The sequence below is a fragment of the Aquabacterium sp. genome (genome assembly GCF_030652515.1).
Classification (GTDB): domain Bacteria; phylum Pseudomonadota; class Gammaproteobacteria; order Burkholderiales; family Burkholderiaceae_C; genus Aquabacterium.
The window spans coordinates 21414-32529 of record NZ_JAUSAR010000192.1 but is presented as its reverse complement, the minus strand read 5'-3'; the positions used below and the strand labels follow the sequence as shown (position 1 = coordinate 32529).

Annotated in this window: 13 protein-coding genes; all 13 read left to right on the top strand. The window is 65.5% G+C overall.

Features of this window, described 5'->3' with window-relative positions; genetic code table 11:
* A partial coding sequence (locus Q7V20_RS22085; protein WP_304795977.1) for a phage tail sheath subtilisin-like domain-containing protein occupies positions 1 to 1908 on the top strand: 1908 nt, incomplete at its 5' end.
* Between the two features lie 22 nt (positions 1909 to 1930).
* Positions 1931 to 2440 (top strand): phage tail protein, encoded by a 510-nt coding sequence (locus tag Q7V20_RS22080; protein WP_230180935.1) that lies wholly within the window; start codon positions 1931 to 1933, stop codon positions 2438 to 2440.
* Complete coding sequence (locus tag Q7V20_RS22075) at positions 2440 to 3219, top strand: hypothetical protein (RefSeq protein ID WP_304795975.1); 780 nt, start codon at positions 2440 to 2442, stop codon at positions 3217 to 3219. Before Q7V20_RS22080 ends, Q7V20_RS22075 begins: the two co-directional genes overlap by 1 nt.
* Positions 3216 to 4052: a hypothetical protein gene (locus Q7V20_RS22070; protein ID WP_304795973.1), complete on the top strand. Its 837-nt coding sequence runs from the start codon at positions 3216 to 3218 to the stop codon at positions 4050 to 4052. The genes Q7V20_RS22075 and Q7V20_RS22070 overlap by 4 nt, the downstream gene beginning before the upstream one ends.
* A gap of 3 nt (positions 4053 to 4055) precedes the next feature.
* Complete coding sequence (locus tag Q7V20_RS22065) at positions 4056 to 5210, top strand: DUF4255 domain-containing protein (protein ID WP_304795972.1); 1155 nt, start codon at positions 4056 to 4058, stop codon at positions 5208 to 5210.
* On the top strand, positions 5207 to 7342 hold the full coding sequence (locus Q7V20_RS22060) for an ATP-binding protein (RefSeq protein WP_304795970.1): 2136 nt from the start codon (positions 5207 to 5209) through the stop codon (positions 7340 to 7342). The genes Q7V20_RS22065 and Q7V20_RS22060 overlap by 4 nt, the downstream gene beginning before the upstream one ends.
* Positions 7339 to 7602, top strand: a complete 264-nt coding sequence (locus Q7V20_RS22055) for a hypothetical protein (RefSeq protein ID WP_304795968.1) — start codon at positions 7339 to 7341, stop codon at positions 7600 to 7602. The genes Q7V20_RS22060 and Q7V20_RS22055 overlap by 4 nt, the downstream gene beginning before the upstream one ends.
* Positions 7602 to 8291 (top strand): hypothetical protein, encoded by a 690-nt coding sequence (locus Q7V20_RS22050; RefSeq protein WP_304795966.1) that lies wholly within the window; start codon positions 7602 to 7604, stop codon positions 8289 to 8291. Before Q7V20_RS22055 ends, Q7V20_RS22050 begins: the two co-directional genes overlap by 1 nt.
* A 17-nt stretch (positions 8292 to 8308) precedes the next feature.
* On the top strand, positions 8309 to 8581 hold the full coding sequence (locus Q7V20_RS22045) for a hypothetical protein (RefSeq protein WP_304795964.1): 273 nt from the start codon (positions 8309 to 8311) through the stop codon (positions 8579 to 8581).
* 5 nt (positions 8582 to 8586) lie between these two features.
* Complete coding sequence (locus Q7V20_RS22040; protein WP_304795962.1) at positions 8587 to 9702, top strand: hypothetical protein; 1116 nt, start codon at positions 8587 to 8589, stop codon at positions 9700 to 9702.
* On the top strand, positions 9702 to 10418 hold the full coding sequence (locus tag Q7V20_RS22035; RefSeq protein WP_304795961.1) for a phage baseplate assembly protein V: 717 nt from the start codon (positions 9702 to 9704) through the stop codon (positions 10416 to 10418). Before Q7V20_RS22040 ends, Q7V20_RS22035 begins: the two co-directional genes overlap by 1 nt.
* 17 nt (positions 10419 to 10435) lie before the next feature.
* A complete protein-coding gene (locus Q7V20_RS22030) occupies positions 10436 to 10735 on the top strand; it encodes a hypothetical protein (RefSeq protein ID WP_304795959.1) in 300 nt (99 codons plus the stop codon).
* Positions 10732 to 11115 (top strand): GPW/gp25 family protein, encoded by a 384-nt coding sequence (locus tag Q7V20_RS22025; RefSeq protein WP_304795957.1) that lies wholly within the window; start codon positions 10732 to 10734, stop codon positions 11113 to 11115. Before Q7V20_RS22030 ends, Q7V20_RS22025 begins: the two co-directional genes overlap by 4 nt.
* Position 11116 lies beyond the last annotated feature (1 nt).

The window sequence follows — 11116 nt, the reverse complement described above, 5'->3', positions numbered from 1 at the left end:
GTGGGCACCTCGATCACCGCTTTCATCGACTTCTTCCGGGAAGGGCCCATGAACGAGGCGATCGAGATCTTCGGCATGGCCGATTTTCAGCGTGTCTTCGGTGGCCTCGATGACCGGAGCGAGGCAAGCTACGCCATTGCCCAGTACTTCCTCAATGGGGGTGGCTCGGCCTACGTGATCCGCGTGGCCACGGCGGACGGCACCCATCCGGTGTCACTGGCCGGCGCCGTACTGAAGGCGGATGCATCGGGTGGTGGCGCGGCCGTGTTGGACGTGCGCGCCTACAGCGAGGGCCTGTGGGGCAACAACGTTCGCGTGGACGTGGACTACAGCGTGGACTTCAGCAAGCCTGATGCGGCCACGCTGTTCAACCTCACGGTGACCCGCTACGACGGCCCCAGTGCCAAGGCCAAGCCCCTGGGCAGTGAGCGCTTTCTGAACCTCACGATGGACGACACCAAGCCTCGTTACGCCGTCAAGGTGATCAACGATGGCTCGAAGTTGATCAAGGTGGTGAAAGGCGCAGGTGCCACCGCCACCAATCGACCGGCCTCCAGCGGCACCATCAGCGGCGATCTGGCGGCTTTGGCGCTGGCCGACTTCAATGGTTTCAGCGGCAAGAAGATCAGCGTCAAAATCGGGGCAATGGCAGCCGTGGATGCCACGTTGGATGTCTGGGCCGCCGGCACCGTGACCACCCTGGCCCAGCTTCGGCCCCGCCTGGAGAAGACGATTCGCGCGGCCAATGTCAATTCCACGTCTTACACCGGCGCCACGGTGGAAGTGGTGGGCACGAGGCTACGCGTGTTGTCGGGCAAAGGCAGCACCACCTTCGATCCAGTCGAGACCGTGCTCATTGCCAATGCCGCTGCCGACACCACGGCCACCACGCTGGCGCTGGTGGCCGCCAACAACACCAATGTGCAGCAGTACCCTTTGGGGCTGGTGGCAGGGGCGGACGTGGCGGCACTCAAGAAGTCCACGGTGGGTGGCGATGGCATCGCCCCCGACGCCACGGCCATCATCGGCAACCCCGCGCTGTTCACAGGCCTGAACGCACTTGAAAAGGTCGACCTGTTCAACATTCTGTGCATTCCACGCGCGGTGGCCGATGGCTTCCCCGACTCGCAGACGCGCGCCGTCTACAGCGCCGCACTGGCCTTCTGCGAGCGCAAGCGTGCCTTCGCCTTGATCGACTTCCCCTCCGACAAAAACGAGGTGCAAGAGATCAAGGACTGGCTGGACGACCACAACGAATTCCGCAACAAGAATGCGGCGCTGTACTTTCCGCGCACGCAGATTCCGGACCCGGTCAACGAGTTCCGCCTGCGTTCCGTGGCTGCCAGCGGCACCGTCGCCGGCATCTACGCGCGCACCGACAGTCAACGGGGGGTCTGGAAGGCGCCGGCCGGGGTCGAAGCCGTGCTGAACGGCGTGGCACAACTCGACACCAAGCTGACCGACGCCGAGAACGGCGTGCTCAATCCACTGGCCATCAACTGCCTGCGCACCTTCCCGGTTTATGGCGGCATTGCCTGGGGCGCACGCACCCTGGTCGGCGCCGACCAGATGGGCTCGGAGTGGAAATACGTGCCCATCCGCCGCCTGGCCTTGATGCTGGAAGAGTCGCTGTTCCGGGGGACCAAGTGGGTGGTGTTCGAGCCCAATGACGAACCGCTGTGGGCCAACATCCGCCTCAACGTGGGCGCCTACATGAACTCGCTGTTCCGCCAGGGCGCCTTCCAGGGCGGCACGCCGAAGGAGGCCTATTTCGTCAAGTGCGATGGCGAGACCACCAACCAGAACGATCGCAACCAGGGCATCGTCAACATCCAGGTCGGTTTCGCCCCACTCAAGCCCGCCGAATTTGTCGTCATCAGCATCCAGCAGATCGCTGGTGATCTGTAAATAAATACCGGAGAACCTCGTCATGGCCAATACCGGTTTCGTCGTCAACGCGACCCGCATCGATCCCTACAAGAACTTCAAATTCCGCGTGCTGTGGGACGGCAAGGCCGTGCTCGGCGTGTCCAAGGTCAGCTCGCTCAAGCGCACCACCGAAGTGGTCAAGCACCGAAGCGGCGGGCAGAACAGCTATGACCATAAATCACCAGGCCGCTCCACCTACGAAGGCGTGACGCTGGAGCGCGGCATCACCCACGACCTGGAGTTCGAGAAGTGGGCTAATGCGGTCGGCAGCTATGCGGGCGACTCAGCCATGGACCTGGCGGGCTACAAGAAGGACCTGACCCTGGAAGTGCTCAACGAGAAGAGCCAGGTGGCCATCCGCTATTTCCTCTTCCGTTGCTGGGTCAGCGAGTTCGTGACCCTGCCCGACCTGGATGCCAATGCGAACGCCGTGGCGATCGAGCACATCAAGATCGAACTGGAAGGCTGGGTGCGCGATGCTGACACGCCTGAGCCGAATGAGGCGGGTTGATGATGGTTGGGCAGGATGCTCAGGCCTGGCGGGCGCGTGCCGTTGGCAGCGCGGCGGCAGACATCGACCTGGTGTTCGATGCGGCTGACCGCCCTGGCACGGTGACGGCCTTGCTGGCCGCTTGCGTGTGCGGCCCAGATGGGCAGGCCATCGAAGCGGATGAGGCCTGGGACTGGACGCTGAACCAACGCTTGCAGGCCTTGATCGCCATGCGCTTGGCCGCTCAGGAGCCCGTCATCGAGTTGCAAAGCGCGTGCACTCGGTGCAGCGAGCCCATGGAAGTCGCGCTGGATTTGCGCGCCTTGGTCGGCCAGTCGGCTACGCCGCGCTTCAATTGGCGAAGCGACAGCGGCGTCGAGTTGGTATTGCGCCTGCCTCGTGGCCGTGATCTGCAAAGCTGGACGCTGGAAGGGCCTTCTTCGCAAGAGGCTCTGGCGGCGTCTTTGATTGAAGCGGTGCATGGCGTGGCGCCTGATGAAGAGCCGCCTGCCCTGTCCACGCTGCTGCCCATGCTGGACGATGCCTTTGAAGCGCACGACCCTTTGACCGCACTGCGCCTGCACACGGCTTGCCCCGCCTGCGCGCAGGACAACACCCTGGTCTGTGACCTGGAAGCTCTGCTGATCGACGGCTTCTCGCGTGCGCAAGCCCGCATGCTGGATGACGTGCTGCAACTGGCCAGCGCCTTCCATTGGCGCGAGTCTGACATCCTGGCCTTGCCCCGGTGGCGGCGCGCGCACTACCTGCGGCAGCTTCACGGTGAAGGAGCCTGGGCGTGAGCGGCTATTTTGCCCGACTGGCCGCGCAGGTCGCATCGCCTGCGGTGACGCCCTGCGCACGCGCCACGGTGAGCCCTTCAATGTTTGAGCAGCATGCCGAGGTCACGGGGCCCATGGCCACCACCGCACCCCATCTGAGTTTGAGTGAGGAGCGCCAGACCTCGCCGTTGCTGGGTACGCTGCCTAGGCAAAAGGCGCAAACCACCTCAGAGGCTCCAACGATGGCGCGACCGGCTGAACCGCTCACCAAGGCCCCAGCCGACACCCTTCCTGTGCCCGACGCGATGGCATGGCCGGTCCATGTCCCACCAGGCCAGCCAGTATTGGCCTCGCCGCTGCCCCATTCTCAGAAGGAAGCTTGGACAGACACAACTTTGGCGCCATCAACCGCGGCTCAGACCAACACCACGTCGAGTTCACCGCGACAACCACGCGGCATGCCCTTGCCGCAAGCCACGCAGCAACTGGTCAAAGAGGCGCCATCAACCCATGCAAGCCCCAGCAGCTTGGCCCTGCCCCGGCAAAAACCCGCCTCGCAGGAACAAAGCCAGAGCCTGGCATGGCAAGCCCCTGAACAGGCCGTCTCCGTGGCATCGTCATTCCAGGTGCGGCCAGTGCAGGCTGATCACCAGCGCGAATCACCCCCAACGATCACGCCCTCCAGCCCAGGCGAAACCATGCCCCGCACCCATGTCCGCATTGGCACCATCACCCTGGAAGTGCGTGCCGCCAACCCTGCGCCGGTGATGATGCCCGAGCCTCAGCTCGTGGCCGAGCCCACCCCGGCGCCAGCGCGGTTTGCCTTGCGCCGCCACCATGTGCGTTGGAGCTGAGCCATGTCACTTGCCGCCAGCAGTGAGGCCATCGGCGCCGTCAGCGATCTGCTGAAGGTTCAGCTTGCATCCCGAACCGGCATCAACGCCGTGGCCGTGGGCCGACCCGAAGATGCCAGCAATGCCGGCGCGACGGGCGGCAGCTTCAACCTCTTCCTGTACCGTGTGGGCATTGACGCCAACCTGCGCAACCGACCACTTGACGCCGGGCAGGCCCCTCCCGTTTGGCTGGTGCTCTACTACCTGCTGACCGCCTTCGATGGCGCGGACAGCGACTCCATCGCCGCGCACAAGCTGCTGAGCCGGGGCATACTGGCCCTGAACAGCATGAGCGTGATCCCGCCCGATCCGACCAACGCCGCCTTGTCGAGCAGCCCGGATCCTCTGCGCATCACCTTCGACGAGGCCGATGTCGAGATGCTGTCCAAGATCATGCAGGGCAGCGAAGAAAAGTACCGCATCTCGGCCGCGTTCCAGGTCCGCCCGGTCATGCTGGCACCGATGGACACGCCTCCGGCCTATGCCCTGCCAGTCAAGACCATCGGCAAACCACTGCCCCCCCCGCAGATGTACGAAGGCGTCACGGCCCTGCCCAGCCTGGGCCCCAGGCTGAGTGCCATCGAACCAGAGCGCATCAGTGCTGGCCAGGCCTTCGTGCTGCGGGGTGTTGATCTTGCGGGCTACGATCAGATCATGGTGGGTGCCTCGGTCTACCCCGCCACACCCACGGCCGACGGTGGTTTGAGCGCCACCGTCCCGCTGGCCGATCCCATCACCGCGGGCGCCTACCCCGTTTGCGTGGCACGCACGCTGCCTGATGGGCACACCTTGAGCAGCAATGCAGTGGCCGGGCACCTGCTGCCCCGGATCACCACCGTGAACCTGCCTGTTCCACTCACCCTGGTGTCAGGCAAGCTGTTCGGTCAGTTCGTGGTCAATGGCGCGCAACTGGGTGGGCCTGATGCCGCCATCTACGCAGCGCTCTACCTCAATGGCAAAGCGCAATTGCTGCTGGAGCCGCAGCCCGGCGGCAGCGCCACCTCCCTCACCTTCGCCGTCAGCGATGTTCAAGCGCTGGCGCCCAATCCCAACTACCGGGTGATCCTGCGCGTGAATGGCGAGCAGGCCCTGGACTCTCCCGTGCTGAGCTGGACATGAGCACGTCACTCGCCGCCACGCCTGTTTCCATGAACCCCGACCTGGGTGTGGGTGACCCGGTGTGCGCCCATTGGCTGGCGCAGGTGACCTGGCGTCTGCGCCGTGAGATAGCCTGGTGCTGGCACCAGCGGGGCCATGGCACCGCATCTGCCCCCGGTGCCTTGCCACCCATCACGGACCCGGTGCAAGACAGCCTGGACTTGGCGCGCTTTCGCGACGACAAGCGCGCTTTCTTTGCCGAGGACACGACCGCGCGCTACTTGAGCGACCGCATTGCCGAGCTGGAGGCACCTCGTCTGCGCCTCAGTCGCCACGGGGATTGGGCTTGGCTGACGCGCACTTGCGGCTTGACACCCGCAGCCCAGTTCGTGTTGGCCTGCGCGCTGGCGGGGCGTGTCGATGCCTCGATCGGCGCGGTGTGTGCGGCCTGCCAGAACGACCTGTCTCGCCCCTGGCCGACGCTGGCATTGGCACAGCGCCTGTGGGACGACCCCATGGCCGTGGCCGCCTGCGCTGACGCCAGCCACGCTTTGTTCCGTCATGGCCTGCTGCACTTGCCAAGCGGGCGGGAAGTGCTGGACTGGCATCAGGCGCTGGACATGCCCGTCGGCGTGGCACAGGCCCTGTTGGATCCTCAAAGCGGCCCCCGAGGCCTGCTGCAAAACGTTGATGCCCCCACGCGCGAACTGCCACGCGAGATGCAAGCCGTGCTGGCCCGATTGCGCTCTGACCCACCCGCCACCATGCAGGTGCTGCCCTTGCAAGCACAACGCGGCACTGATTTCACGTCATGGGCGCAGGCCCTGAGCACGGCCACTGGCCGAGGACTGTGCGTGCTGAGCGACGACATCACCCCCGAGCGCGGCCTGGCCACCGCAGCGACCGTCTGCTGGCTGCGGGGCGTAGACGTGCTGCTCCCGGAACATTGGCAAGAGCGCTGCTGCGCCAACGGAGCCGATCACTGGACCGCGCCACTGGCGGCCCTGCCATTGCGCTGGTACCTGCCCACCACCGATGGCGGCCAGGCTGCGCGTGGCCTGCCAGGCAAGCTGATGCTGCCCACCTGCACCCTGCCGCCGTTGGACGTGGCAGCCCGGGGGCAGCGGCTGAACGCATTGCTCGCTGACTGCGCCCCCGCCGTTCGCGAGGCCATCCCTGAAGCCGCGCGGCGCTTCCGCATGGCCGAGCGCCCGCTGGATCGCGCCGCAGCAACAGCCTCCGCCTTGGGCGATGAAGCCCGCGCCTCGGACTTGTTCGCCGTTTGTCGCGCCGAAGCCCGGCTTGAACTCGACGGCCTGGCCAATGCCGTGACGCCACGCTTCGCCCTGAACGAATTGGTGCTGCCCACCGCACAGGCCCAGCAACTGCGCGAAATCGTCGCTGCCATGTCAGTGCTGGGCCGTGTTCACCATGATTGGGGCACGGCCCAGGCCTGGAACGAAAGTGGCCTGTCGGTGCTGTTCTGCGGCCCACCGGGCACCGGCAAGACCATGGCGGCCGAAGCCCTGGCGCACGAACTGGATTTACCCATGTACCGCATCGACCTGTCCCAGGTCGTCAACAAGTACATCGGCGAGACCGAGAAGAACCTGCGCCGCATCTTCGACGCCGCCGAGACCAGCGACTGCCTGATGTTCTTCGACGAGGCCGACGCCTTGTTCGGCAAGCGCACCGAGGTGAAAGACGCGCACGACCGCTTCGCCAACATCGAGATCAGCTATTTGCTCGAACGCATGGAGCGCTTCAAGGGCCTGGCCGTGCTGGCCAGTAACCGCCGCAAGGACCTGGACGAAGCTTTCACACGCCGCTTGCGCCACATCGTGGAGTTCCCGGTGCCGGGCGTCATCGAACGCGAGCAATTGTGGCGCCAGGTTTTCCCCGCTCAGGTCGACATCACCGAGCTGGATTGCCGCTGGCTGGCCCAGCAGTTCGACATGGCCGGTGGCCACATCCGTTCGGCCGCATTCAACGCCTGCCTGCTGGCCGCGTCAAAGCAAAGCGCGCCGTTGCCAGCACGCGTTGACATGCCCCACGTGCTCACCGCCATCAAGCGCGAGCTGGAGAAGATGAACCGCGTGGCCGGCCGCGAACAGTTCGGGCGCTATGCCGCACTCATGGAGGTCTGGGCATGATGAAGCTGGACATCGATCACCTCGCGGTCACGCTGCAAGGCGTGTCCACCGAGATGGGCGGACAGGTGCAAGAACTGCTCGGTCCGGCGCTGACCCGTCGGCTATCCGATCTGAAGCTGCGAGGTGCCAGCAGTGTCGTCGCCCAAGCCGACCTGGGGGCCATTGATGCCCCCTCCGGCATGGATGCGCACGCGCTGACCGACCTGATCGCTGCGCGCCTGGTCGACTGGATCGGCACCACGCACGGGGAGACGGTCTGATGGCACTCTTCCCATTGCGCGGCGTGCTGGTGGAATACGGCGCCAACATCCTCGGGCCGATCCCGAACATCGTCGTCTTCCAGTTCAACCCCGAACAGATGACGCGCACCATCACCATTCCCCAGCCGCCCAGCACGGCGGCGGCGCAGCCGCGCACCGAGAACCACGCGGCGGCCGCGCCGCCTTCCGAGCGCTTCGAGATCACCGCACGCTTTTCAGCGGCCGATGACCTGGGCGCTGGCGGCGCGGTCTCGGCCATTCCCAGGCTGTTCGGCGTGGGCCCCCAGATCGCGGCGCTGGAAAAAATGGTGTACCCGCCCACCACGCCCGGCGGCCTGATCGGTGCGGCCATCGACGCCGTGGGATCGGCGATTTCAGGGCCCAGCACCACGCCACCATCGCAGCCCATCCCGCGCGTGCCTCTGCCGCGCATCCTGTTCATCTGGGGCCCCTCGCGCGTGCTGCCGGTGACGATCACCTCGATGTCCATCACCGAGCAAAAGTACGACGTGCTGCTCAACCCCATTCAAGCCGAAGTGAAGATTGGCATGCAGGTCTCCAGCCAGGCCCCCACCGACGACGCCGTGGGCGCAGGCGCCTACAAGTACACGCAAATGATCAAGGACACCCAGGCGACCCTGAACCTCGCCAAGGCGGTTGAGTTTGCGCTAGACATCATTCCCTTTTGACGGATGGAGAAGCCCTCATGTTCCTGAAGAACTCGCGCTACTTCGGCCTGCCCACCGTCACTGCGCCAGACCGTGCCGGTGCACCGGTCGCCGCCGTCAAGCTGCGCCCGCTGCCATCGACACCCGGCGTTGAGGTGACCGTGCGATCGCACGACCAACTCGATGCCCTGAGCGAGCAGCGCTACGGCGATGCCACGCGCTACTGGCACGTCGCCGATGCCAACACCGAGCTGGAAGCGGCATCGCTGCTGGAGCCCACCGGCCGCACCATCAATATCCCCAACAGCTGAGCACCATGGCCAAGGCTGAATACCGCGTCTACTTCGACAACGCTCCGGCGTCAGCGGAGCAATTGGCGCTGTTCACCGAAATCCGCATCGACCAGGGCATCGGCATCGCGGCCGAGGCCGAGCTGGACCTGCCCGTGGGCACCGACGACGCGGGCGTGTGGGCGGGCATCGAGGACGACATCGCGCAACCCTTCGTGCGCGTGCGCATCGAGGTCAAGGTGGCCGACGCCGACTTCCTACCCCTGATCGACGGCATGGTCGTGGGCAACCGTTACGAGATGAAATCGGCGCCCAACCAGAGCGTGATGACCCTGGTGGTGCAGGACGACAGTGTGCAGCTCAACCGCGACGAGAAAGTCGTGCTGTTTGAAGACATGGCGCCCCAGGACATCGTGACGAGCCTCTTCACCGACGTGGGCTTCAGCGCCGATGTGGATGCTGCCCCCGATGCCGGCGCTGCGCTTCAACGCGTGGTCGTGCAGCGCGGCACCAGCATGCAGTTGCTGCGCGACCTGGCCAAGCGCTACGGCATGTTCACCTACGTGAAGCCCGGCGAGGTGCCTGGCCTGAGCGTGGGCATGTTCAAGCGCCCTCAGTTCGACGCGGCCGACCTGCCCGAAATCCTGCTGGTGGGCGACAAGTGCAATGTGGCCAGCTTCTCGGCCGAGTTCGACGCTCTGCGGCCCATCAAAGCGCAAGCGGGCAGCATCAGCCTGGCCGACCGCAGCGTGCTGACGAGCGGCACCGATGCCGCAGACATCGCGCCCCTGGGTGACGCCACCACGCACGACATGACCCAGCCCGCCGTGATGCTGCTGACCGGCACGCGCGAAGAGCAGACCGACCTGGACGCGGCCACTTCGGCCACGGTCGATCTCTCGTCCTGGGCCTACGCGGCCAATGGCGAGCTGGACGCCGACAACTACGAAGGCGTGATGCAGCCCTACCACCTGGTCCGCGTGCGCGGCATCGGCGGCTACCTGTCGGGCGACTACCTCATCGGCCGCGTCACCCATGTGCTGACCGACCACGGCTACCGGCAAAAGTTTTCTCTGCACCGCAATGCTCGCTCGGCCGGTGGCGCGGGTAGCGGTGCGGGCTTGGCATCGGGGGTGTTCTGATGGAAAGCGGCACGCTCGAAAAACTGGTGGTCGAGTTGGCGACGCAATCGCGCACGCGCCATTTCGGCAAGTACCGCGGCCTGGTCACCGACAACGAAGACCCCTCCGCCATCGGCCGCATCAAGGCCCAGGTGCCCGAGATCTTTGGCGAACTGTCCACGCCCTGGGCCACGCCCTGTTCGCCTTATGCGGGCCCAGGTGTGGGCTTCCATGCCATCCCGCCCGTGGGCGCCGGCGTGTGGATCGAGTTCGAAGCGGGCGACCCATCCCGACCCATCTGGACCGGCGGTTGGTGGGGCACCAGCGATGTCCCGGCGGACGAGAAAGGCACCGCGGCCAAGCCCGCCTTGAAGATCCTGCGCAGCGAGAAAGGCCTGATGGTCGCGCTGGACGACGACGCCAACACGCTGACCTTGTCTGATGGCAACGGCAGCAACCTGATGACCATCAGCGTCAACGATGGGCAGATCAAGCTGCTGGCGGCCACCAAGGTGATCGTCGAAGCACCACTGATCGAGCTGACCGAGGGCGCCACGCACCCCGTGGCTTTTGGCGATTCCTTGCTGCAGTACCTGAACCAGCTCGTCAGCATCTTCAACGCGCACATGCACGTGGGGGAAACGGTGATCGGCATCCCGGTCACGCCCATCGTACCCGTCACGCCGTTCCCACCCGCGACGCCAGCCTTGCTGTCGACCCGCGTCACCACTGGTTGATCGACCGAGGCCACCCCATGAGCTCCCCCCTCAAAGCCGGCACCTTCGATGACTTCGCGTCCAGCCTGGCCGCGTACATCGACCAAGCCATGCAGAACGAATGGCAGGCGCGCAAAGGCGAATTCCTGCCCACCGAAGGCCAGGGCGCCGACGACCGCAAGATCCTGTTCGCGGCCATCGCTCAAGGGGTGCTGAAGTTCCTGGGCGACCACGTGGGCGACCTGGTCACCACCGACAACACCGGCGACGGCGGCCTGACCAAGCACCGGCACACCATGGCCTTCACGGTCGACACCTACAGGACGCCGCTGCCATGAGCATGAACAACGGCCGCCACCTGGCCTTCCCATTTCGCATCGGCACCGATGGGCGCACGGCCACGCCCGCCGACCTGCCCGACCACATCCGAGGCGAGATCATCCAGTTGCTGCTCACCGCGCAGGGCGAGCGGCCTTTCCTGCCCAGCTTCGGGGCCGGATTGCGCCGCTTGGTCTTTCAGCGCAATGACGACGCCACCGCCGGCATCACCAAGGCCCTGGTCAGCCAGAACCTGTCGCGCTGGCTGGGTCAACGCATCGTCGTTGAACTGCTCGATGTCAGCTCCAAAGACTCGACGCTCAACGTGGACTTGCGCTACCGCATCATCGCCACCGGCGAGGTGATCAGCGTGCGCCTGCAACGCCAGGGAGCGCACTGAC

Bases quoted from the DNA above. Each gene is read 5' to 3' on its own strand.
- Q7V20_RS22080 (WP_230180935.1), top strand. From the start codon at position 1,931: ATGGCCAATACCGGTTTCGTCGTCAACGCGACCCGCATCGATCCCTAC.
- Q7V20_RS22075 (WP_304795975.1), top strand. From the start codon at position 2,440: ATGATGGTTGGGCAGGATGCTCAGGCCTGGCGGGCGCGTGCCGTTGGC.
- Q7V20_RS22065 (WP_304795972.1), top strand. From the start codon at position 4,056: ATGTCACTTGCCGCCAGCAGTGAGGCCATCGGCGCCGTCAGCGATCTG.
- Q7V20_RS22060 (WP_304795970.1), top strand. From the start codon at position 5,207: ATGAGCACGTCACTCGCCGCCACGCCTGTTTCCATGAACCCCGACCTG.
- Q7V20_RS22055 (WP_304795968.1), top strand. From the start codon at position 7,339: ATGATGAAGCTGGACATCGATCACCTCGCGGTCACGCTGCAAGGCGTG.
- Q7V20_RS22050 (WP_304795966.1), top strand. From the start codon at position 7,602: ATGGCACTCTTCCCATTGCGCGGCGTGCTGGTGGAATACGGCGCCAAC.
- Q7V20_RS22045 (WP_304795964.1), top strand. From the start codon at position 8,309: ATGTTCCTGAAGAACTCGCGCTACTTCGGCCTGCCCACCGTCACTGCG.
- Q7V20_RS22040 (WP_304795962.1), top strand. From the start codon at position 8,587: ATGGCCAAGGCTGAATACCGCGTCTACTTCGACAACGCTCCGGCGTCA.
- Q7V20_RS22035 (WP_304795961.1), top strand. From the start codon at position 9,702: ATGGAAAGCGGCACGCTCGAAAAACTGGTGGTCGAGTTGGCGACGCAA.
- Q7V20_RS22030 (WP_304795959.1), top strand. From the start codon at position 10,436: ATGAGCTCCCCCCTCAAAGCCGGCACCTTCGATGACTTCGCGTCCAGC.
- Q7V20_RS22025 (WP_304795957.1), top strand. From the start codon at position 10,732: ATGAGCATGAACAACGGCCGCCACCTGGCCTTCCCATTTCGCATCGGC.